At 54.5% G+C, this 23,535-nt stretch carries 17 protein-coding genes and 1 pseudogene; 8 read left to right on the forward strand and 10 right to left on the reverse strand.

Going from position 1 to position 23,535, the window contains the following annotated elements; translation table 11 throughout:
• Window positions 1-25: 25 nt before the first annotated feature.
• The 3 genes from upp to bglK form a co-directional block, all read right to left on the reverse strand.
• Complete coding sequence (gene upp, locus FQK12_RS26930; protein WP_004123492.1) at window positions 26-652, reverse strand: uracil phosphoribosyltransferase; 627 nt, start codon at window positions 650-652, stop codon at window positions 26-28.
• Window positions 653-834: 182 nt separating this feature from the next.
• Window positions 835-2,265 (reverse strand): 6-phospho-beta-glucosidase, encoded by a 1,431-nt coding sequence (locus FQK12_RS26935; RefSeq protein WP_014230344.1) that lies wholly within the window; start codon window positions 2,263-2,265, stop codon window positions 835-837.
• 9 nt (window positions 2,266-2,274) lie between these two features.
• Entirely contained in the window at window positions 2,275-3,168 is an 894-nt protein-coding gene (gene bglK / locus FQK12_RS26940; protein WP_014230345.1) for a beta-glucoside kinase BglK, read from the reverse strand.
• A gap of 265 nt (window positions 3,169-3,433) precedes the next feature.
• Between bglK and purM the strand changes: the two genes are divergently transcribed.
• Together purM and purN are read left to right on the forward strand one after the other, a co-directional pair.
• Window positions 3,434-4,471 carry a phosphoribosylformylglycinamidine cyclo-ligase gene (gene purM / locus FQK12_RS26945; RefSeq protein WP_014230346.1) on the forward strand — a complete coding sequence of 346 codons (1,038 nt, stop codon included), beginning with the start codon at window positions 3,434-3,436 and terminating at the stop codon, window positions 4,469-4,471.
• On the forward strand, window positions 4,468-5,109 hold the full coding sequence (gene purN / locus FQK12_RS26950) for a phosphoribosylglycinamide formyltransferase (RefSeq protein ID WP_014230347.1): 642 nt from the start codon (window positions 4,468-4,470) through the stop codon (window positions 5,107-5,109). The genes purM and purN overlap by 4 nt, the downstream gene beginning before the upstream one ends.
• Window positions 5,110-5,152: 43 nt before the next feature.
• Here purN and FQK12_RS26955 read toward each other — a convergent pair whose 3' ends face one another.
• Window positions 5,153-6,511 carry a glycoside hydrolase family 28 protein gene (locus FQK12_RS26955; protein WP_014230348.1) on the reverse strand — a complete coding sequence of 453 codons (1,359 nt, stop codon included), beginning with the start codon at window positions 6,509-6,511 and terminating at the stop codon, window positions 5,153-5,155.
• 422 nt (window positions 6,512-6,933) lie between these two features.
• Here FQK12_RS26955 and FQK12_RS26960 point away from each other — a divergent pair, with 422 nt between their 5' ends.
• Together FQK12_RS26960 and FQK12_RS26965 are read left to right on the forward strand one after the other, a co-directional pair.
• Window positions 6,934-8,388, forward strand: a complete 1,455-nt coding sequence (locus FQK12_RS26960) for an MFS transporter (protein ID WP_014230349.1) — start codon at window positions 6,934-6,936, stop codon at window positions 8,386-8,388.
• Window positions 8,363-9,460: a glycoside hydrolase family 105 protein gene (locus FQK12_RS26965; protein ID WP_004853118.1), complete on the forward strand. Its 1,098-nt coding sequence runs from the start codon at window positions 8,363-8,365 to the stop codon at window positions 9,458-9,460. Before FQK12_RS26960 ends, FQK12_RS26965 begins: the two co-directional genes overlap by 26 nt.
• Before the next feature lie 3 nt (window positions 9,461-9,463).
• Here FQK12_RS26965 and FQK12_RS26970 read toward each other — a convergent pair whose 3' ends face one another.
• Window positions 9,464-11,137 carry a hypothetical protein gene (locus FQK12_RS26970; protein ID WP_014230350.1) on the reverse strand — a complete coding sequence of 558 codons (1,674 nt, stop codon included), beginning with the start codon at window positions 11,135-11,137 and terminating at the stop codon, window positions 9,464-9,466.
• A gap of 177 nt (window positions 11,138-11,314) precedes the next feature.
• Here FQK12_RS26970 and ppk1 point away from each other — a divergent pair, with 177 nt between their 5' ends.
• Both ppk1 and ppx read left to right on the forward strand, forming a co-directional pair.
• Complete coding sequence (gene ppk1, locus FQK12_RS26975; protein ID WP_004123499.1) at window positions 11,315-13,375, forward strand: polyphosphate kinase 1; 2,061 nt, start codon at window positions 11,315-11,317, stop codon at window positions 13,373-13,375.
• Between the two features lie 3 nt (window positions 13,376-13,378).
• Window positions 13,379-14,920 (forward strand): exopolyphosphatase, encoded by a 1,542-nt coding sequence (gene ppx / locus FQK12_RS26980; protein ID WP_004853121.1) that lies wholly within the window; start codon window positions 13,379-13,381, stop codon window positions 14,918-14,920.
• 39 nt (window positions 14,921-14,959) lie between these two features.
• Here ppx and FQK12_RS26985 read toward each other — a convergent pair whose 3' ends face one another.
• The gene (locus tag FQK12_RS26985) at window positions 14,960-17,179 is read right to left on the reverse strand and encodes an EAL domain-containing protein (RefSeq protein WP_014230351.1); all 2,220 of its coding nucleotides are present in this window, start codon (window positions 17,177-17,179) and stop codon (window positions 14,960-14,962) included.
• A 370-nt stretch (window positions 17,180-17,549) separates the two neighbouring features.
• Here FQK12_RS26985 and FQK12_RS26990 point away from each other — a divergent pair, with 370 nt between their 5' ends.
• Window positions 17,550-17,741: a YfgG family protein gene (locus FQK12_RS26990; protein WP_009654356.1), complete on the forward strand. Its 192-nt coding sequence runs from the start codon at window positions 17,550-17,552 to the stop codon at window positions 17,739-17,741.
• A gap of 14 nt (window positions 17,742-17,755) precedes the next feature.
• Here the strand turns inward: FQK12_RS26990 and FQK12_RS26995 are convergent, their stop codons facing one another.
• Complete coding sequence (locus FQK12_RS26995) at window positions 17,756-18,643, reverse strand: LysR family transcriptional regulator (protein WP_014230353.1); 888 nt, start codon at window positions 18,641-18,643, stop codon at window positions 17,756-17,758.
• A 98-nt stretch (window positions 18,644-18,741) separates the two neighbouring features.
• Between FQK12_RS26995 and FQK12_RS27000 the strand changes: the two genes are divergently transcribed.
• On the forward strand, window positions 18,742-19,938 hold the full coding sequence (locus FQK12_RS27000; protein WP_038423072.1) for an MFS transporter: 1,197 nt from the start codon (window positions 18,742-18,744) through the stop codon (window positions 19,936-19,938).
• Between the two features lie 137 nt (window positions 19,939-20,075).
• On the opposite strand, the gene guaA is transcribed toward FQK12_RS27000, so the two are convergent.
• The 3 genes and pseudogenes from guaA to FQK12_RS27815 all read right to left on the reverse strand — a co-directional run.
• The gene (guaA, locus tag FQK12_RS27005; protein WP_004853173.1) at window positions 20,076-21,653 is read right to left on the reverse strand and encodes a glutamine-hydrolyzing GMP synthase; all 1,578 of its coding nucleotides are present in this window, start codon (window positions 21,651-21,653) and stop codon (window positions 20,076-20,078) included.
• A gap of 68 nt (window positions 21,654-21,721) precedes the next feature.
• The gene (gene guaB / locus FQK12_RS27010; RefSeq protein WP_014230355.1) at window positions 21,722-23,188 is read right to left on the reverse strand and encodes an IMP dehydrogenase; all 1,467 of its coding nucleotides are present in this window, start codon (window positions 23,186-23,188) and stop codon (window positions 21,722-21,724) included.
• Window positions 23,189-23,252: 64 nt separating this feature from the next.
• A pseudogene (locus FQK12_RS27815) lies at window positions 23,253-23,535 on the reverse strand (glutamine amidotransferase-related protein); the annotation flags it as partial.

A 23,535-nucleotide genomic window follows, 5' to 3' on the forward strand; every position in this document is an offset into this window, starting at 1 on the left:
AAGTCGGCTTTTTCTACTTCATCATTTATTTCGTACCAAAAATCTTATCGCCGGCGTCGCCGAGCCCCGGAATAATGTATCCGTGCTCGTTCAGGCCCTGGTCGATGGACGCGGTGTACAGCTCAACGTCCGGATGCGCTTTCTCCAGCGCGGCGATGCCTTCCGGCGCCGCCACCAGAACCAGCACCTTAATGCTGGAGCAGCCCGCTTTTTTCAGCAGGTCGATGGTGGCGATCATGGAGCCGCCGGTCGCCAGCATCGGGTCAACCACCAGCGCCATGCGTTCGTCGATGTTGGATACCAGCTTCTGGAAGTAAGGCACCGGCTCAAGGGTCTCTTCGTTACGATAGATGCCCACCACGCTGATACGCGCGCTCGGCACGTGCTCAAGCACGCCTTCCATCATCCCCAGACCCGCGCGCAGAATCGGCACTACGGTAATTTTCTTGCCTTTGATCTGCTCAATTTCTACCGGGCCGTTCCAGCCTTCGATGGTGACTTTTTCGGTCGCCAGATCGGAAGTAGCTTCATAAGTCAGTAAGCTGCCAACTTCTGAGGCGAGTTCACGGAAGCGTTTGGTGCTGATGTCGTGCTCACGCATCAGGCCCAGCTTGTGTTTGACGAGTGGGTGTTTCACTTCCACGATCTTCATTCTCTTTCTCCTCTGAGGGGCAGCCACAAAAAAAATCGCCGGATTATACCGCCTTTTTCCTTTTACGCCATAGCCGATATGTTTGACCGGGATCAACCAAAATGCTTTACGCTGCCTGAGCCAGTATAAGACAAAATAAAAAAACCCCGCGAAGGCGGGGCTGAATGGGGCTTTACGGCCGTTTATAGCTTTTCGCCGTTGCTGCCGATAACCTGCTGATACCAGGCAAAAGATTTCTTACGGCTACGCGCCAGCGTGCCGTTGCCCTCATTATCTTTATCCACGTAGATAAAGCCGTAGCGTTTTTTCATCTCACCGGTTCCCGCGGAAACCAGGTCGATACAGCCCCACGGGGTATAGCCCATCAGGTCGACGCCATCCTCAACAACCGCTTTTTTCATTTCGGCGATATGGGCGGAAAGGTAGTCAATACGATACTGGTCATCCACCGAGCCGTCCGCTTCGCGCACGTCGATGGCGCCAAAGCCGTTCTCCACAATAAACAGCGGCAGCTGGTAATGGTCCCAGAACCAGTTCAGGGAGTAGCGCAGCCCGACCGGATCAATCTGCCAGCCCCAGTCTGACTTCTGCACGTACGGGTTGGAAACCAGGCTCTTGCTTTCATCGTAATCCAGCTGCGGATTATCATCCGTTGCTTTCGTGGCGAACGACATATAGTAGCTAAAGCCGATATAGTCGACGCAGCCCTGAGTCAGCGCCACGCGGTCTTCTTCGGTGATGTCCAGCGCAAAACCGCGACGCTCGAAGTAGTTCAGCAGGTGCTGCGGATAGCGGCCGCGCACGTGAACGTCGGTAAACCAGTAGCGGCGATGCATGGCGTTCATCGCCATCATCATGTCGTTGGGCGCGCAGCTCAGCGGGTAAATCGGACACATGGCGATCATGCAGCCAATCTGCAATGACGGGTTAATTTCGCGGGCGGCTTTAACCGCCAGCGCGCTGGCGACCAGCTCATAGTGCGCCGCCTGAAACATGACCGGCTCGCGGTCCTCCCCCGGCAGATATTTCAGTCCGGAGTTGGTGAACGGCGCAAAATCTTCGTGGAAGTTGGCCTGGTTATTGATCTCATTGAAGGTCATCCAGTACTTCACTTTGTGCTGGTAGCGGGTAAATACCACCCGGGCAAAGCGGACGAAGAAATCAATCAGTTTACGGTTACGCCAGCCGCCGTACTCCGTCACCAGATGGTACGGCATTTCGAAGTGGGAGAGCGTAATCACCGGCTCAATACCGTGCTTCAGGCACTCATCGAACAGGTCGTCGTAAAACTGCAGCCCGGCCTCGTTAGGTTCTTGCTCATCGCCCAGCGGAAAGATGCGCGTCCAGGCAATGGAGGTGCGGAAGCATTTGAAGCCCATTTCGGCAAACAGGCGAATGTCGTCTTTATAGCGATGATAAAAATCGATCGCTTCGTGGTTGGGGTAGTTTTTCCCCGGCAGCACGCCATCGGTGATTTCGCGCGGTACGCCGTGCGCGCCTGCGGTCATCACGTCGGCGACGCTCACCCCTTTACCGCCCTCTTTCCAGCCGCCTTCCAGCTGATGCGCCGCCACCGCGCCGCCCCACAGAAAACCTTCTTTAAATCCGGACATGTTCTCTCCCTATGCGCAGTCGCCGCTCTGCGACCGGTATTGCTGATTGAAATGGTAAACCGCGCCTACCAGCCCGGCATCGTTGCCGTGGCTGACGGTGTCGATATATTCCGCAATGCCAAACCAGGCCAGATGTTCGCGCAGCAGCGCCAGAAAGCCCGGTCGTTCCACAATCCCGCCGCCGATCAAAATCGTTTGCGGGTCGAATAAGTTGACGAGGTTGTAAAGCCCGGTACCCAGGCCGTTAAAGAATTCAGCGACCAGACGTCGACAGGTGGCGTCGCCCGCATCGTAGCGGTCAAAAATCTCTTCGCCAGTGACGTCATCCAGCGCCTTGCCGATATGTTCAGCGTAGCGATGGCGCAGCACGCGCAGCGTGCAGTTTTCGTTCATCGAATAGCGCCGCACATCGCGGGTGCCCGGACGCGCGGTTTGCATATAGCCGAACTCGCCGGCGCGGAAGCGCGCGCCGTGGACCAGCTGATTATTACAAAAAATCGCCCCGCCGATGCCGGTGCCGATGGTCAGGACCAGAAAGTTGCTCATGTCGGCGGCTTTACCCCGCCAGCGCTCGGCCAGCAGCACGCAGTTAGCATCATTCTCAATGGCCACGGGCAGCCGCACCTGCTGCTCAAGCCAGCGCTTGATGGCGAAGTTATCGAATTTACGGATGGCGCCGCCCATTTCGATAAAGCCGGTGTGCGGGTTAACGTAGCCGGGCGCGCTGATTGCCACCCCTTCACACGCCGGGTGAGCGGCGATCCACGCCAGCATCGCCTGCAGGATCTGGTCGCCGTCGCTGTCGACGATGTTCTGCTTTCCTTTCTCCAGCAGCGTGCCTTCGCGCGTCATTACCCCCATTTTTAACGCCGTGCCACCGATATCAAATGCGGCAATGTTCATCCTCAGCTTTCCTCCAGAATCCATCACATTCGCGGTTTATCTCTCCAGAAATCAGAAAAGAAACCGGTTTCACTGGCATGATGATTATTCCCGACAACGCTGGCAAGCAGAAGAATGTACCCGGTTTCATTTTCGTGAACAGTATCAAATTTGCGCACTTAACGGCCGTTTTACATCGGCTGCAAAGCAGGCTCGCAAACGTTTGCTATCCCTGTTAGAATTGCGCCGTTTTTTATTGCTACCGCAAACGCGTGGAGACTTCGCAGTGACCGATAAAACCTCTCTCAGCTATAAAGATGCCGGCGTGGATATTGATGCAGGCAACGCTCTCGTCGACCGTATTAAGGGCGTGGTGAAGAAAACCCGCCGCCCGGAAGTGATGGGTGGACTGGGCGGATTCGGCGCGCTGTGCGCGCTGCCGCAGAAGTATCGCGAACCGGTTCTGGTCTCCGGCACCGACGGCGTCGGCACCAAGCTGCGTCTGGCGATGGACCTCAAGCGTCACGACACTATCGGTATCGACCTGGTCGCTATGTGCGTAAACGACCTCGTGGTTCAGGGCGCAGAGCCGCTGTTCTTCCTTGATTACTACGCGACCGGCAAACTGGATGTCGATACTGCGTCGAGCGTAATCAGCGGCATTGCCGAAGGTTGTCTGCAGTCAGGCTGCGCGCTGGTGGGCGGCGAGACGGCGGAAATGCCGGGCATGTACCACGGCGAAGATTATGACGTGGCCGGTTTCTGCGTTGGGGTGGTAGAAAAATCAGAAATTATCGACGGCAGCAAAGTGGCCGATGGCGACGTGCTGGTGGCGCTGGCTTCCAGCGGCCCGCACTCTAACGGCTACTCTCTGGTGCGCAAAATTATCGAAGTCAGCGGCGTTGACACGCAAACCACCGATCTCAACGGTAAGCCGCTGGCCGACCATCTGCTGGCGCCGACCCGCATTTATGTGAAATCCGTACTCGACCTGATCGCCAACGTTGACGTGCACGCCATCGCCCACCTGACCGGCGGCGGCTTCTGGGAAAACATCCCGCGCGTGCTGCCGGACAACACCCAGGCGGTCATTGATGAATCCTCCTGGCAGTGGCCGGACGTGTTCAACTGGCTGCAAACCGCGGGTAACGTTAGCAGCCACGAAATGTATCGCACCTTTAACTGCGGCGTCGGCATGGTCATCGCGCTGCCGGCGGAAGCGGCGGATAAAGCCATTGCCTTCCTGAACGACAAAGGTGAAAGCGCGTGGAAAATAGGGTATATCAAAGCCTCTGATTCCGAACAGCGTGTGGTCATTGAATGAAAAACATCGTGGTGCTGATTTCCGGTAACGGTAGCAACCTGCAGGCGATTATTGACGCCTGCGCCCGGAAAAAAATCAACGGCACCCTGCGTGCAGTCTTCAGCAACAAGGCCGACGCGTTCGGCCTTGAGCGCGCGCGCGCGGCCAATATTCCGGCTCACGCGCTCGCCGCCAGCCAGTTTGCCAACCGGGAAGCTTTCGACCGCGAGCTGATGCACGAGATCGATGCTTACGCGCCGGATCTGGTGGTTCTCGCCGGCTACATGCGTATTCTTAGCCCGGCTTTTGTCGCCCACTACCAGGGGCGCATGCTGAATATCCACCCTTCCCTGCTGCCAAAATATCCGGGGCTGCACACCCATCGTCAGGCGCTGGAAAATGGCGATGAGGAGCACGGGACGTCGGTGCATTTTGTGACCGATGAGCTGGACGGAGGTCCGGTGGTTCTGCAGGCAAAGGTACCGGTTTTCGCTGAAGATACCGAGGACGACATTACCGCCCGCGTACAGGCGCAGGAACACGATATCTATCCCCTGGCTATCAGCTGGTTTGTCGATGGCCGCCTGCGCGCGGAAGGAAACGAAGCCTGGCTTGATGATGTTCCTCTTCCACCGCAGGGATATGCGGCAGAAGAGTAAACTTTCCCGCCTCTGGCGTCCGCTGGAGGCGTTTTTCATTAGCTCAGGTTTCCCGCACGGATGACCGCTCGCATTTTTCCAGACACAGCGCTTGCGTATTCCAGCCTGCCGGTAGGGGAACTGGACGCTGCCAATCAAGTTCTCTGATGACTAAATCGGAAACCCCCTGCGCAAACAGGACGGGTAGCCCTCCGGGATAGGGTTCGACTCCCCAGGCCTTTCCCGTTTCTGGGTTGAGGCACCAGGCGTTATCGACACCCATTCCTGTTGGCGAAAGAGGATTACACGGCGGACGAATATCATAATTCCCCTGCCAACCGTGGCAATGCAGTCGCTGGGTAAGCTGAATACTCTCGAGTCGTATTCGGTTGATCATGGAAGGGGTTTCACTGTGCATATTGATGGCGCCTTCACATTCTCCGCAAAGCCCACGAAACTGGATTTGCGTAATCTCACCGGGCTCGATCTGCGGATTCCTGCGACGCGCGGAGAGGAAAATCGGGTCCGCCTCCCCCCAGTGACAGGCTGGCGCCGCCACACACTCAAAAGTCATGCTGGTAAAGAGCATTCTTCGTAGCCGGCCGCCATCTCGTGAAATCAGGCCGATACCGCGATTCGAATCATAGATAGTGCAGTTGCTGACCACAATATCTTCAATATCTTGCCAGGTTTCCGTGCCGATTTTAAAAGCGCAGCTTTTTGAGCGCAGGGTACAATTGACGATCGTCACCTGACGTAAAGGACGTTGGATAGCCGCCGGTTTATCGGTGGTTTTCAGACAAATTGCATCGTCCGCCGCACTAAAAAAACTATTAGCAACGTGTACCTGCTGACAGCTATCGATATCCAGCGCATCAGTATTTGCCATTGTCAGATCGTTATCGACGGTAATGCCATCAATCACCACCTGTGAACATGAAACAAGATGAATTGTCCACATCGGCGCATGGTGTATACAGATATTTTCCAGCCTGACCCGCTGGCAATTTTCCAGAAGAATCATGCGCGGCCGCTGTTCGGCGGGCGTGCGATAGCCCATATCATCAACCGATGAGGAGAACCAACCATCGGCATTACCGTAAATAGTACCGCCCCCACAAATCGAGATATTTTCGGCATCCAGGGCATAGAGGAAAGCCCGGTCTGAGCACTCTGCGCGGCTTAAGGCCACCGCCTGGGTGAAATCAGCATAATTATCGCTGACGATGAGTTCTGCACCGGGTGACAACCACAGGCAGGTGTTTGACCCCATGCGTAACCCGCCAAGGTAATATTTTCCACTTTCCACCACCAGCGTACCGCCGCCCGCTTGCGATAAGGTATCCAGCGCTTTTTGAAAAATCTCAGTGTCGCGAGTAATACCATCTGCGTGCGGGCGCCAGTTTGAAAGAAAAATGTTCATAGGATTTCCTGAGATGAAATGGGAATGCTATCTGAACACAGTCATTATCGATCGCCGTAGGGCAAAACAGCATCGACATAAGTAATCTGTCGCCGTTCTCACAACGTCCTTTTTTCCCGCAGTTCATCTGTGATTTCGGACACATTTCTTCTCGCTCCTTCCGCAGAAATAGCGATGGCTATCACATTTCATTTTTTCGCCCGTCCTAATACTGCCGGCCATATCACGCTATTTATTTCATTTAATCCGCTTTCTCCGCCCCGCTCTCAGTTCTTAACAAAAGCGCCTTAATGACGATTCCGCAAAATTTTCACCTCTTTTACTGTGCTACTTCCTCTTTACTGACAGAAGAGACAGGAAAAATGACGAGGACAGTAACGGCACCACGGGAAGTAAAAACACGCAATATTCTCTGCTGGGGGATGGGCGATATCTTCGGCAGCGGGGCAATGACGATCACCGGGCTTTGGCTGCTTTATTTTTATATTGAAGTGGCGGGCCTTTCTCCCGCCGCCGCAGCATCCATTTTTGCGATCGCCAAAATTTGGGATGGCATCACCGACCCGATCATGGGTTATATCACCGACAATATTCGCACGCGCTGGGGGCGACGCCGAATATTCTTTATTATCGGCGCGCCGCTCTCCTTTTGCTTTGCCCTGATGTGGGTAAGCGGTTTTGGCTATGCCTGGTATCTTGGTACTTATTTGTTATTCAGCACCGTTTTTACCCTCTTGATGGTGCCCTACGATACGCTGCCTGCGGAGATGACCTCGCGTTACGATCTGCGTTCAAAAATGTCTGGCGCGCGGATGCTATTTGCCCAGGCGACAGCGTTTTTATCTGCACTTATCCCAGGACAAATTTTGGCGCACGTCGCCGATAAATCGCAGGCATTTTTATATATCGGCCTGGTCTTTTCCGTACTCTTCGCCCTACCGTGGATCTTCGTTTGGCGGGGAACCTGGGAACGGGAGAATCTCCCGCCGCCTTCGACTCAGCGCGGGATGGGGAAAACAATTATTTCGCTGTATCGAGAAATGGCTTCAACTTTCCGTTTACGTACTTTTCGCATTCACATCATGATGTACGTTGGCGGAGCCGTCGCCCTGGATATTTTCGGCTCGCTGTTTATGCACTATCTTACATATGTACTTCAGGTCGGCGCATCCTTAGCTTCCCAGGCAATGAGCCTGATGACGCTATTTCAATTTTTTGCCATCCCTTTCTTTACCTGGCTTTGTATTCGCATCGGCAACGGCAACGCCTACAAACTGGCAATTGCACTGATTATGTGCGCTCTACTGTGGTTCAGCCAGCTTTCCGCCTCCATTAGCCATTTATCAGGATTCTTATTCGGCGGGGCCATCGTGATGGGCATCGCACGCGGCGGAACCTATCTTATCCCATGGAACGTCTACAACTTTTTACCTGATGTGGATGAAGCTTATACCGGCGTCAGACGTGAAGGCATTTACGCGGGCGTCATGATGCTAACGCGCAAATTTTCCCAGGCGCTGGCCCTGTTTATTGTTGGACTGGCGCTGGAGGCGTTTGGCTTTACCAAAGGTGCAGAGTCGCAAGATGCCGCCGCGCTAAACGGCATCTGGTGGGTATTCCTTATCGGACCGGGTTTACTCACTCTGCTGGCGATGTACGGCGCGTTTCGCTTTCGTCTAAGCCAGGAGTGTCATAAGACGCTTACCTTCGAGCTAGAGCGTCTGCGGTCTGGCGGTAAACCCGAAGATGCATCAACGCAGGTACGACAAACCGTAGAGTTACTTACCGGGCATCCGCATATGAATACCCACTGGCAGCATACAGCTGAAACGACAACGCAAGGGAATCTCTATGTCGCAGAAAATAAGCCATCCTGAAATCATCCGTCTTATCGAAAAACTGATCGATAGCCTCACCGCAATTCAGGATGACAATGGTCAATTCCTGCAGCGCCTGCCTGACGGGCGCGTGATTGATACAAAAGGCTGGGCTGGATGGGAATGGACACATGGTATCGGCTTGTTTGGTCTCTACCGCTACCATGAACTTACCGGCTCATCTCGCGCCAGGCAGATTATTGACGACTGGTTCAGCGCCCGTTTCGCCGAAGGAACGCCGGAGAAGAATATTAATACCGCGATCCCTTTTTTGACGCTTGCCAGTCGCTACCAGCAGGACGCGCGTCACGAATGGCGCGCGTATCTGGAAGTGTGGGGAGATGCGCTTTATCGTCAGATTCCGCGCACTGATGAAGGCTGCATGCAGCATGTCACCTACGAAAACGCGCATTATCAGCAAATCTGGGATGACACCTTGATGATGGCGGTCCTGCCTCTGGCCAGGATTGGGCTTTTATTGCAAAAACCTTACTGGGTAGAAGAAGCAAAATTTCAATTTCTACAGCACATTCACTACCTTACGGATAGAAAAAGTGGTTTATGGTTTCACGGCTGGAATTTCGACGGCAGGCATCATTTTGCCGGTGCCCGATGGGCTCGTGGCAATAGCTGGATAACACTGGCGATTCCTGAACTACTGGAAATGCTCAATCTTGATGAGCATGACGCCTTCTATCGCCAGCTCTGTAACATCCTGCAGGGCCAGGTATCCGCCCTCGCCCGCTGTCAATGTGAAAACGGGCTATGGCCGACGCTATTAGATGATGCAACAAGCTACGCTGAAGCCTCAGCAACAGGGGGATTTGCAGCCGGTATCCTGAAAGCGATACGTCTCGGCTACCTCGACGACAGCTATCTACCCGTTGCCGAACGAGCAATCGCAGGCATTATTGAGCATATCTCGCCGGAGGGAGAATTAACCCAGGTTTCATTTGGCACGGCAATGGGACACGACCTTGACCATTACCGACGAATCCCCCTAACTGCAATGCCATATGGCCAGGCGCTGGCGATACTCAGCCTGGTCGAGGCTTTATACCGCACGCGTTAATACCTAATGCCTGAGTGCCGATAGTTCGCTACTCAGGCTATCAGCCAGGCTACGAACCCGACCCGCATCGAACATGATATAAAACCCAGGCGATGCTTCGTTCATCTGCTGGCAAAGCATCTCCATTTCGGATGCCCCCTGATACAACGCCTGCACGTTGATATGGCAGATTTCTCTCATACTCCAGCTATTCTCCACCTCACGAGCAAAATGCAGCGTAAAAAAAGCTTTCTGTGCATGCGTGAACAGCTGACAGTAGAGTGCGAGCCCCCGCCATTCATTCTGCCAGAGCCGATAGAGCGCCGTGGGAAACGCGGCATTCTCGGCAAACTCCAGCGCCTGCGCGCATAGCTTCAGGGCATCTGCCGCTACCTCATCCTTCTCTTGCGCAATTCGCGTGAGGTTTTCCATCGATATTTGCGGATCGTCACGCGTGAAGTGGATATCCTTGGCCGACCCCGGCAGCCAGTGATTACGCGCCAGCTGGCTGTACAAACTCCATACTGCCTGACCGTAGCTTTCCGGTAGCTGACTATGGCGGTGAAAAACGTGATCGCGAACATAAATCGCCTGGTAAAGCACCTCCGTTGCCTGCTCAAGTAGCTGCTGAAAACGGCGGGTGACTGTAACATCGGGGCACCAGCCGTAACGCTCAGCCAGCCAGAGATCCAACAGCTGCTCCTGGGTCTTTCCCGCACCATGACCTAACAGCTGGCTACAGGCAAACAGATTGCATTCGCTTAACGTTTCCGGTATCCAGTGGTTATCAACGCTCTCCCAACTGGTTTTGCATATCGCACCGGTGATTCTGGGATTCGCGCTTTGGCACCACAGCAGTCGGCCTTTTAACTCATCAATGCGCAAGAAAGGCATAACGCCCCAGCCCACCTCTTCGCCTGCTAAATCAATATCAACCCAGACGTCTCGCATAGTGACCTGAAGCAGTGCGGGATTATTTGGAAATGCTGGCCAGAAACGTTCTGGCGTTAACTTGATCGATACCGAAACGGTTGGCGGAAGCGGCTCGATAGCATCGAGAACGGTACCAAGATCATCATTACTTGCAGGGAAAACCCGCAAAACCAGATGTTTATTTTGTGCGGTAACCACCTGGCTGAGCGCTTGAAAACAACGGCGATAGAGCACAAAGCTTTGCGACGGTTGCCGGGTATTTTCAGGCTCATCCCTGGCGTTTATATCCCATTTAGGGCGCGTAATCGGCAATAAACCATCGGTGCTGGAAAGCGCAATAATTAGCCCTGTTAAAGCTGGAATTCCCTGACAAACGCCGCGAATTTTGTCTGTCAGCCAGCGGCTCCAGAAATCCACATCAAAAAGGATCCCTTGCTGGTTATCCAGTAGATACTTATGCGACAACAGCAATTCCGTTGGGAAATCCAGCTCTTTTGCCTGTAAATAAAATCGCAGCCCCTGCTCGCGGCAATACATGGCGAGACGATTAAGGTAGATACAGCGCGCTCTCTGCTGGCTGGAAACGCTATCGTTATAGTGGAAAGGCGTATATCCCTTCGGGGACACCAGCTTACCGAAGAGATCTGCCTGCCCCACCACGATAGCATTAAAGCCATGCTGAGAGGCATACCTGACCAGATTGCATACCGATGACCAGTTCCATATATCCTGATTATTCAGTTCTAACGCTCGCGTCTCCCACATGGTTTTGCTCCTGAATCTCACCTTGCCTTGAACATAACGTAAGTCGCGAAAATCGTCTGTTTTTCTTCGCTATATACTGAAAGAAAACAGTCATACTTCTTTGACATAATTGGACATTCAGTGGCAAAGCTCGCCATAATGAAATAGCAACATACATCTACCGGAGTGTGAGCTGTAATGGGCCAGGAAAAGCTATACATCGAAAAAGAACTCAGCTGGTTATCCTTTAACGAGCGCGTACTTCAGGAAGCGGCGGACAAAAGCAACCCGCTGATCGAGCGCATGCGCTTTTTAGGGATTTACTCCAATAACCTCGATGAATTTTATAAAGTGCGCTTTGCCGAGCTGAAGCGCCGCATCATCATCAGCGAAGAACAAGGCAGTACCGCACACTCTCGCCATCTGCTGGGCAAAATTCAGGCCCGCGTGCTCAAGGCCGATCAGGAGTTTGACGGCTTATACAACGAGCTGCTGCTGGAAATGGCGCGTAACCAGATTTTCCTGATCAACGAACGCCAGCTCTCCGTCAACCAGCAGTCCTGGCTGCGTAACTACTTCAAGCTGTATCTTCGTCAGCACATCACGCCAATCCTGATTAACCGCGAAACGGATCTGGTGCAGTTCCTGAAGGATGATTACACCTACCTGGCCGTCGAGATTATTCGCGGGGATACCATCAATTACGCGCTGCTTGAAATTCCGTCAGACAAGGTGCCGCGTTTTGTGAACCTGCCGCCGGAAGCGCCTCGCCGCCGCAAGCCGATGATTCTGTTAGATAACATCCTGCGCTACTGCCTGGATGATATCTTCAAGGGCTTTTTTGATTACGACGCGCTGAACGCCTACTCGATGAAAATGACCCGTGACGCCGAATACGATCTGGTGCACGAGATGGAATCGAGCCTGATGGAGCTGATGTCCTCCAGCCTGAAACAGCGCCTGACCGCCGAGCCGGTGCGCTTCGTTTATCAGCGCGATATGCCCGACGCGATGGTCGAAATGCTGCGCGATAAGCTCTCCATCTCCAACTACGATTCAATGCTGCCGGGCGGTCGTTACCACAACTTTAAAGACTTTATCGGCTTCCCGAACGTCGGCAAAGCCAATCTGGTTAACAAACCGATGCCGCGTCTGCGTCATCTGTGGTTTGATAAATTCCGCAACGGCTTTGACGCAATCCGCGAACGCGACGTGCTGCTTTACTACCCGTACCATACGTTTGAACACGTCCTTGAGCTGCTGCGCCAGGCCTCTTTCGACCCAAGCGTGCTGGCTATCAAAATCAACATCTACCGCGTCGCGAAAGATTCACGGATTATCGACTCGATGATTCACGCCGCCCACAACGGTAAGAAAGTGACGGTGGTCGTGGAGCTGCAGGCGCGTTTCGATGAAGAAGCCAATATTCATTGGGCTAAACGCCTGACCGAAGCCGGCGTGCACGTTATCTTCTCCGCGCCGGGCCTCAAGATCCACGCCAAGCTGTTCCTGGTTTCGCGCAAAGAGGGCGATGAAGTCGTGCGCTATGCGCATATCGGCACCGGCAACTTCAACGAAAAAACCGCGCGTCTTTACACCGACTACTCGCTGCTGACCGCCGATGCGCGCATCACCAATGAAGTCCGCCGGGTATTTAACTTTATCGAAAACCCCTACCGCCCGGTCAGCTTCGATTATCTGCTGGTGTCGCCGCAAAACTCGCGTCGCCTGCTTTATGAGATGATCGATCGTGAAATCGCCAACGCGCAAAATGGCCAGCCGTCGGGCATCATGCTGAAGCTGAACAACCTGGTCGATAAGGGGCTGGTAGACCGTCTCTACGCCGCTTCCAGCTCCGGCGTGCCGGTTAATTTGCTTATTCGCGGTATGTGCTCGCTGATCCCCGGTCTGGAAGGAATCAGCGAAAATATTCGCGTGACCAGCATTGTTGACCGTTTCCTTGAGCATGACCGCGTTTATTGCTTTGAAAACGGCGGCGATAAGCAGGTTTGGCTATCGTCCGCGGACTGGATGACGCGCAATATTGACTATCGTATCGAAGTGGCCGCGCCGCTGCTGGATCCGCGCCTGAAACAGCGGGTGCTGGATATTTTCGATCTCCTCTTCAACGATACGGTGAAAGCACGCTATCTTGATAAAGAACTGAGTAATCGCTACGTGCCGCGCGGCAATCGCCGCAAAGTGCGCGCACAGATGGCGATATACGACTACCTCAAATCACTTGAACAGCCCGATTAACCTATGCCAATAAACGAAAATGCCCCTCGGCCGCAGGAGTTCGCTGCGGTCGACCTCGGTTCGAACAGTTTTCATATGGTGATCGCCCGTGTCGTTGACGGGGCAATGCAGATCATCGGTCGCCTGAAGCAGCGCGTACATCTGGCCGACGGCCTGGATGAAAACTCTGTACTGAGCGAAGAGGCTATTGCGCGCGGGCTGAACTGCCTGTCGCTGTTCGCCGAGCGCCTGCAGGGTTTTGACCCATCAAGCGTCTGTATCGTCGGCACGCACACGCTGCGCCAGGCGACAAACGCCGCAGAGTTCCTCAAGCGCGCGGAGCAGGTCATCCCCTACCCGATCGAAATCATTCCCGGCAACGAAGAAGCGCGTCTGATTTTTATGGGCGTGGAGCACACGCAGCCGGAGCGAGGCCGTAAGCTGGTCATCGATATCGGCGGCGGCTCTACCGAGCTGGTTATCGGCGAGGATTTCGAGCCTCGTCTGGTGGAAAGCCGCCGTATGGGCTGCGTGAGCTTCTCTCAGGCCTACTTTGCTGGCGGCGTCATCAACAAAGAGAATTTCCAGCGCGCGCGTCTTTCCGCCGTGCAGAAGCTGGAAACTCTGGCCTGGCAGTTCCGCATCCAGGGGTGGAACGTCGCCCTGGGCGCATCGGGCACCATTAAAGCCGCTCACGAAGTGCTGGTGGCCATGGGCGAGAAAGACGGGTTCATCACTCCCGAGCGCCTCGAGATGCTGGTCGAAGAGCTGCTGAAGTATAAAAACTTCGACTCGCTAAGCCTGCCCGGGCTGTCTGAAGATCGGAAAGCCGTTTTTGCGCCCGGTCTGGCTATCCTGTGCGGGGTGTTTGACGCGCTGGCGATTAAAGAGCTGCGCTTGTCCGACGGCGCGCTGCGCGAAGGCGTACTGTACGAGATGGAAGGACGTTTCCGTCACCAGGATATCCGTAGCCGCACCGCGCAGAGCCTGGCGAACCAGTACAATATCGACCGCGAGCAGGCGCGTCGGGTGCTGGAGACCACCACGCATATTTATGAGCAATGGCAGGAGCAGAATCCCAAGCTCGCGAACCCCCATCTGGCGGCGCTGCTGAAATGGGCGACCATGCTGCATGAAGTCGGCTTGAATATTAACCACAGCGGCATGCACCGTCATTCGGCTTATATCCTGCAAAACAGCGATCTGCCGGGCTTTAATCAGGAACAGCAGATGCTGATGGCCACCTTAGTTCGCTATCACCGTAAAGCGATTAAGCTGGATGATTTACCGCGTTTCACGCTGTTTAAGAAGAAGCAGTTTCTGCCGTTAATTCAGCTGCTGCGCCTTGGCGTGCTGCTGAATAACCAGCGTCAGGCAACGACAACGCCGCCGAGCCTTACGCTGAAAACCGAGGCAAACCACTGGACGCTGACCTTCCCGCACGACTGGTTTAGCCAGAATGCGCTGGTGCTGCTCGATCTGGAAAAAGAGCAGGAATACTGGGAAGGGGTACCTGACTGGTGGCTGAAAATCAGCGAAGAAGAGAAGCCTGACGCGGCAAGCTAGTTTCGCGCATATGGGCCGGACGTCCGGCCCATTCGCTTATCAATCCTCAACCAGCGCCTCAAGCGGGGCCGGTTTGCCGATATCATAGCCCTGCATATAATCAATCCCCAGCGAAACCACAGCCTGCCGAATCTCGGGCGTTTCGACATATTCGGCCACCACCTGCATATTTTTCATCCTCGCCAGAAGGCAAATAGAGGCAACGGCCTGATAGTCCAGACTGCTGGTCACCAGATTACGAATAAAACTACCGTCGATTTTCAGCAGATCCGCATTCATCGTTTTCAGCCGCGCGTAGCTGGCATAGCCGGTGCCAAAGTCATCAATCGCTACCCGACAGCCCAGGTCCTGAAGCTGCGCCAGGGTTTTCCGCGCCTGCTCGGGATTGGTCAGTGAATGGTTCTCCGTCAGCTCAAAAATAATCTGCCAGGGTTCAATGTCATAATGCTCCAGCAGCGTTTTTACCTGCTGATGAAAATAACTGTTACTCACTGAAAACGGCGAGATATTTATCGCCAGGCGCATTCCAGGAAGCTTTTTGCGCCGCTTGTCCATAAAGATCAACGTATGTTCGAGGACCCAGCTATCGATACGCGCCGACAGTCCAAACTCGTGCGCCACTGGTAAAAAGACATCCGGCATGATGATTTCATCGTTGTCGTTCAGCATTCTCAGCAGAACTTCATGATAGCTATCCCCCCGGATGCCGACGATCGGTTGTGCCATCAGAACGAAGCGATCGTGCTCCAGCGCCTTCACCAGCTGATTCATTATCATGACTTTGTCTTTCAGCTCCTGCTGCGTATTAATGGCGCCGCGACGCTGTAAATTTTCAGGACTTCCGGTCGCCAGGGAAAGGTCAGCCGCGCCGCTGAGTTCTCCAAGCAGTAAATGCAGATGCATCACCGGAGAGCGAACGTTGCAATAGCTGAATCCCACGGGCGGCTGCAGCGGCATACCGTTCCAGACAAAGCGAAACTTTTTGAGATGGTCAAACAGCAGGGGGACTCGCTGCTGATGGTCTTCACTGTGCAGATGGATAACCAGCTCGTGCCCGGCCATCTGATAGATATCCTCCCCGGGCTGCAATAGATCGCCAAGCGACTCGGCCAGCAGCTGCTTGTACTGAATGCGCAACAGAACGCCGTAATGGCGGCCCAATATTTCCAGCTCGGGAATGCGTAAGAAGCACAGTACTGACCAGGAGGATTTATTTAACGCCCGGCTCAGCGCGCGGATATTGGGCAAGCGTACAACCGGATCAATGAAGGCCATCCGCCGCATACGCGCATAAAAAATTCTCTGCTGCGTCGCCAGCATCGCCATATAGGCGATAATAAATGAAAACACCAGATAGCTTGAGGAGATAATAGCCAGCTGATTACTGTAAATCGGTGAATGCGGGAGATATTGATAATGAAAGTGGATAATAACAATTAATATAGGGGACCAGACCAATGAAATGAAGCGATAGCCAAAACGCATCGCCCCCCACAGCATCACCGGCATAAGCAAGGACAAGGTATAATTTGTACTAAAAATAGTGCTCGTACTACTTAGCGGCATTAATAGCAAAACTAATAAAATTAACAGCACTACCGCCCATAAAATAAACTCTAAGGGCTTTATTTTCGGATCGATCTGCAGGCGAATCTGAGAAACAAAACCCCGAATATAGAGCGGGTTGCGGATAATTCGAATCAGAAAGTAGCATAGCGGCACGCCGGTCAGGCATCCGGCCATCAGGGCCTGAAAGGTGATAAGCGAACGCAAACTTAAGGGGTTGACCCCAATCAACCCGGTCGCGCGAGGATGGATCCCCAAATACTCGGCGAGCTGGGAAAGGATAAGAAAGATCAGCGATGGCAGCAACATTTGCCAGAACAATCGTTGAGGCATCAGTCGCACATTGCCATGCGAGATTTGCTGCCTTCGCGGGACAAAAACGCGATACCCGCCCCAGCAAAGGACGGTCGGAATAAGAAAGTGGAAAATCACGCCGATGGAATCTTCCAGCGCCATGCCGCGCGTAATGGAAAGCAGCAAACCGACAACGATCCCCGGTAAAGCAGCCCAGCCGAAAAACAGCATCAGGCTCAGCACTAACGCCAGAGGTAAATAGTAAAGATAAACTTCATTACCATTCAGTACAGCAACGGTGTTCGCCCATCTTGCCAGGGGGAGTAAAAGGATGGGTAAGATGAGCGGCAGCGACCACCATTTATCCCGATATCTTCTGTAAAGTTTAATAATGTTCATAGATGCTCTACGGATAACCCTAAATCCTGCAGGGTATATTCAGGCAGGCATCCAACCAACCGTCATAATCGCGCAAGGAATAACAACGCGGAACTGGCTGGTGATTTTAGTTGTCGGTGAGAATAGACGATTGATATAAATCAAAAAATCACGTCGCTAATATTAATAATGTCTTTTTTTTAACATCAATTTGCGATAAGCAGAAAGCATGTAAATACGAGGATTATCTTATATAACATTAATTAATGTTTTACCCCTGGGATTTTTACATCCTCATCAATTGACCCTTCCGCGTTACTGTGCCTTAATACGCACATCGCCCATCCTTTGGGTATACTTTAAGGAACCTTTTGTGAGTCAGGCACCCAGTATGCGTAAACGACATCGATTTAACCGTCGCATGACCCGTATCGTACTGCTTATCAGCTTTATCTTCTTCTTTGGACGCTTTGTCTACTCCTCCATCGGTGCCTGGTACCATCATCAGGACAAAAAGCAATCGCAGCAATCCACTATCACCGTTGAACCTTCAGATCCGCTAAAAACGCCGGTACAAAAATAAGCGCGGTACGCTGTTCAGCAACCGGCCTGAGAGAGCAAACGCAGCACTTCAGCGATGCCTTTGCTGATGATTTTATCCTGCCGCATGACGATGCCTAACTGCCGATACAGGCGCGGAGTCAACGATTGCACGTTCAGGCCGACGCGATCCTGCGGATCCTCTACCGCCATACGCGGCACGATGCTGTATCCCAGTCCCGCTCGCACCATCCGCTTAATCGCCTCAATGCTGCCTAACTGCATGACTGGCACGACCATCAGTCCATTATGGCGAAACCAGCCGTCAATCAGATCCCGGGTTCCGCTCCCCGCTTCAAAAGCAATTAGCGGCAATGATTGCAGAACCTCTGGCGTCAGCGGCGAGGGCAGGTCGTCCTGAGCATCGCTAAAAATACCGACAAACTCTTCATCTAAAACCGGCGTCACCGCCAGGCTGCGTCCGTTCGCCGGAAGCGTACAAAGGCCCAGATCAAGCCGGTTCTCCTCGATAGCCCGAACCACTTCCAGGGTATTGCCAACCGTGACCCTCACCGTCAGCAGAGGGTGATCCTGATGCAGCTTCTGCAGCAGCGGCGGTAACAGGTGGATACAGGCGGTCGCCCCGGTACCCAACGTTATCGAGCCGCTGATTTCTCGATTGAATTCGCTAACCGATTGCACTGCCGCGCCCACCGCCAGTTCAATCCGCTCGCTGTGCGCCAGCAGGGCGATGCCGGCCGCCGTCGCTTTGATGCCTCGTCCTGTTCGCTCAAGCAGTCTGGTTTGGAGAAATTGTTCCAGCTGACGTACCTGCAGACTTACCGCAGGCTGCGACAGCCCCAGCAGGTCAGCTGCGGCGGAAAAGCTTCCGCGCTGTACCACCAGGCGGAACGTCGCCAGATTTCCCAGATTGAGCGTCATCATCACAAAGTTTCTCTTATAAGGGTCATAAATGGACCGGCCTGCCTCCACAATAGCGTGCAGGGTATGCTGCCGACAACAGCGTAACAAAATGGACGATCATGAAAACATCTGCAAAACCACTCTCCGCGCCGGGCGCCGTCACGCTTGCCGCCGGGTGCAACCAGCTAATAAACTGGGGAGTCTCATTTTATATGCCCGGCACTTTCGCCAGAGCTATTGCTCAGGAGACCGGCTGGGCCGCAACGGAAATCTACTTTGGCCTGACTATCGCCATGCTGATGATGGCGATGCTCTCCCCGTTTGTCGCCCGGCTACTGGCCCGCTTTGGGGGCCAACGGGTGGTGGTCACGGGTACGCTGATGATTTCAGCGGGCTGCCTGATAATGGCTTACGTCCAGAGTCTACCGGGCTGGTTCGCCGCCTGGGTTCTGACCGGCGCCGGGATGCGTCTGGCGCTCTACGACGCGCTGTTCGCCGCGCTGGTGAATATCTATGGGCAAAGCGCCAGATTAACTATCTCGCGCGTGACGCTGGCCGGCGGCCTGGCTTCGGCTCTGTTCTGGCCGCTCGGCGCCGGGTTGTTGACGCAGATGGACTGGCGGCATGCGCTGCTGATTTATGCCCTGTTTGGCCTGCTTAGCGCGATGCTGCTGTGGAAAATGCCAAATCACAGACTGCCGTCACCGAAACGGATAATGCAACGCCAGCGGCTCTCCCGCCGCGATAAACGCCCTGCCCTCCTGTACGCGTCGCTGATTGCGCTGGTAACCTTTGTTTCCAACGGTACCTCGACGCATCTCCCCGAGTATATCGCCAGCGTCGGGCTTCCTGTCGCGGTGGGAATGCTGTGGGGGATTGGGCAAACCGGCGCGCGCTTTCTCGAAGTGGCATCCGGTTCTGTCCTTACGCCGTTGCGGCTAACGATACTGACCACCCTGTTGATGCCGCTCTGCTTTGCGCTCGGCCTGAGCGGGCCATATCTGTCGTGGGCGGCCGGCGGATTTGTGCTGGGTTACGGCGCGATCAACGGCCTGACGACCGTTTTTAAAGCCACTCTGCCGCTGCAGCTTTTTGCCGCCGAGGATTATGCCCGACGAACCGGTATTTTGTTGATTCCCGCGCAGCTGCTGGCCGCCGCCTCGCCGTTTGCCTACGCGTGGCTGAATGATTATCTCGGGATAAGGGGCAGTTTAGCGGTTTCCGCCGCGCTGGCCCTGGTGGTGGCAGCTCTGGCGATGGCCGTTGCATGGTGTCAGCGGGAGAATACGCCAGCGGCAATTGAAGAACGGGGTTGACAGTAGAAACCCGGTGTATCGGTATTCATCGTCTCAGGGAATGCCGTAATTCGGCGATATTGTTAAGAAAAATGCCATTAATGACGTCAATCATTAATGGCATTATTTTTTTATTCAATTAACGCAAAGAATAAAGTTTATTCCCACTCAATGGTCGCCGGCGGCTTACCGCTGATGTCGTACACCACGCGGGAAATACCGTTGACTTCATTGATGATACGGTTGGATACGCGGCCGAGGAAATCGTACGGCAGATGCGCCCAGTGAGCGGTCATAAAGTCGATGGTTTCAACCGCACGCAGGGAAACGACCCAGTCGTACTTACGGCCATCGCCCATGACGCCGACGGAACGGACCGGCAGGAATACGGTGAACGCCTGGCTCACTTTGTTGTACAGGTCAGCTTTGTGCAGCTCTTCAATGAAGATTGCGTCCGCGCGGCGCAGCAGGTCGCAGTACTCTTTCTTCACTTCGCCCAGCACGCGCACGCCCAGACCCGGCCCCGGGAACGGGTGGCGGTACAGCATATCGTACGGCAGACCCAGTTCGAGGCCAATCTTACGCACTTCATCTTTGAACAGCTCGCGCAGCGGTTCAACGAGGCCCATCTTCATCTCTTTCGGCAGGCCGCCCACGTTGTGGTGAGATTTAATGACGTGCGCTTTACCGGTTGCGGAAGCAGCGGACTCGATGACGTCAGGATAGATGGTCCCTTGCGCCAGCCATTTCACGTCTTCCAGCTTCAGCGCTTCTTCGTCAAACACTTCAACGAACACGCGGCCGATGATTTTACGCTTCGCTTCCGGATCGTTTTCGCCCGCCAGCGCAGCCAGGAAACGCGCCTCGCCTTCGACATGAACGATGTTCAGGCCGAAGCGATCGCCAAACATATCCATAACCTGCTGGGCTTCATTCAGACGCAGCAGACCGTTATCCACAAAGACGCAGGTCAGGTTTTTGCCGATGGCGCGGTGCAGCAGCATGGCGGTCACGGAGGAATCCACGCCGCCGGACAGGCCGAGGATCACTTTATCGTCGCCAACCTGCTGACGAATGCGCTCGATGGCATCGTCGATAATTTTGGCCGGGGTCCACAGCGCTTCACACTGGCAGATATCGCGTACGAAACGCTCCAGCATGCGCAGACCCTGACGGGTGTGGGTGACTTCCGGGTGGAACTGTACGCCGTAGAAACGTTTCTCTTCGTTAGCCATAATGGCGAACGGGCAGGTTTCGGTGCTGGCAACGGTGACGAAGTCAGACGGGATGGCGGTGACTTTGTCGCCGTGGCTCATCCAGACGTCCAGCATCGGCTTACCATCCGCGCTCAGCGCATCTTCGATACCGTGAATCAGGGCGCTATCGGTCTGCACTTCAACCTGCGCATAGCCAAACTCACGTTCATTAGAGGCTTCAACGTGGCCGCCCAGCTGCATCGCCATGGTCTGCATGCCGTAGCATACGCCGAATACCGGCACGCCGGCTTCAAAGACATACTGCGGCGCGCGCGGGCTGTTATCTTCGGTGGTGCTTTCCGGGCCGCCGGAAAGAATAATGCCGTTAGGATTAAACTCACGAATTTGAGCTTCAGTCACGTCCCATGCCCACAGTTCACAGTAGACACCTAATTCACGAACGCGACGCGCAACCAGCTGGGTGTACTGAGAACCGAAGTCCAGGATAAGAATACGATGTTTATGAATGTTATCCGTCATTGACGATAATTCCGAGGCAAGTGATACAGGTTAAATAAATCGCCCGGCGCGTGGCCGGGCGATGAAAATCAGGAGCCCATGCGGTAGTTCGGGGATTCCTTGGTGATAGTCACGTCGTGAACGTGGCTCTCCTGGATACCCGCGCCGCTGATGCGTACGAATTCCGCTTTGGTCCGCAGGGTGTCGATGGTACCACAACCGGTCAGGCCCATACAGGAACGCAGGCCGCCCATCTGCTGGTGAATGATCTCCTTCAGGCGGCCTTTATAGGCGACGCGGCCTTCGATACCTTCCGGTACCAGTTTGTCGGCGGCGTTATCGGTCTGGAAGTAGCGATCGGAGGAACCTTTAGACATCGCGCCAAGGGAACCCATACCGCGGTAAGATTTGTACGAACGGCCCTGATAGAGTTCGATTTCGCCCGGGGACTCTTCGGTACCGGCCAGCATTGAGCCAACCATGACGGCGGCTGCGCCTGCGGCAATCGCTTTCGCAATATCGCCGGAGAAACGAATACCGCCGTCGGCGATAACCGGGATACCGGTGCCTTCCAGCGCTTCAACCGCGTCAGAAACGGCGGTGATCTGCGGAACGCCCACGCCGGTCACGATACGAGTCGTACAGATGGAGCCAGGGCCGATCCCTACTTTCACCGCGCTGCAGCCGGCTTCCGCCAGCGCACGTGCGCCCGCGCCGGTCGCCACGTTGCCGCCGATGATTTGCAGGTCAGGGTATTTCGCACGGGTATCGCGGATACGCTGCAATACGCCTTCAGAGTGGCCGTGAGAGGAGTCGATCAGCAGAATATCTACGCCCGCGGCAACCAGCGCATCCACGCGCTCTTCGTTACCGGCGCCCGCACCCACCGCCGCACCGACGCGCAGGCGACCCTGCTCATCTTTACAGGCGTTTGGTTTACGCTCCGCTTTCTGGAAATCTTTAACGGTGATCATGCCGAGAAGATGGAAGCTGTCATCCACAACCAGCGCTTTCTCAACGCGTTTTTCATGCATTTTGGCAAAAACCACTTCGCGGCTTTCGCCTTCGCGAACGGTCACCAGACGCTCTTTCGGCGTCATATAAACGCTCACCGGCTGATTCAGGTCGGTGACGAAACGCACGTCGCGACCGGTGATGATGCCGACCAGCTCGTTGTCTTCGGTCACCACCGGATAGCCAGCAAAACCGTTGCGTTCAGTCAGCTCTTTCACTTCGCGCAGAGTGGTGGTCGGCAGGACGGTCTGCGGGTCGGTAACCACGCCGGACTCATGCTTCTTCACGCGCTTAACTTCTTCCGCCTGGCGCTCGATGGACATGTTTTTATGAATAAAGCCGATGCCGCCTTCCTGTGCCAGGGCAATTGCCAGACGCGCTTCCGTCACGGTATCCATTGCAGCAGAGAGCATTGGAATATTCAGACGAATGGTTTTCGTCAGCTGAGTGCTGAGATCGGCGGTATTTGGCAGAACGGTTGAATGAGCGGGAACGAGGAGGACGTCGTCAAACGTCAGGGCTTCTTTAGCGATACGTAGCATGGGCAATATCTCGACCAGGGTGGATAAATATTGCCGTGGCATTATACAGAGCGTAACCGATTGNCTCCAGCATACGCATTCCCTGACGGGTGTGGGTCACTTCCGGGTGGAACTGCACGCCGTAGAAGCGTTTTTCTTCGTTGGCCATAATGGCGAACGGGCAGTTGTCGGTGCTGGCGACGGTTACGAAGTCCGCTGGGATGGCGGTCACTTTGTCGCCGTGGCTCATCCACACGTCCAGCAGCGGTTTGCCGTCTGCGGTCAGGGAATCTTCGATACCGCGCACCAGCGCGCTGTCGTTAACCACTTCAACCTGTGCGTAACCAAACTCACGCTCGTTAGAACCT

This window comes from Klebsiella sp. ME-303 (assembly GCF_007910085.1).
GTDB lineage: Bacteria > Pseudomonadota > Gammaproteobacteria > Enterobacterales > Enterobacteriaceae > Klebsiella > Klebsiella michiganensis.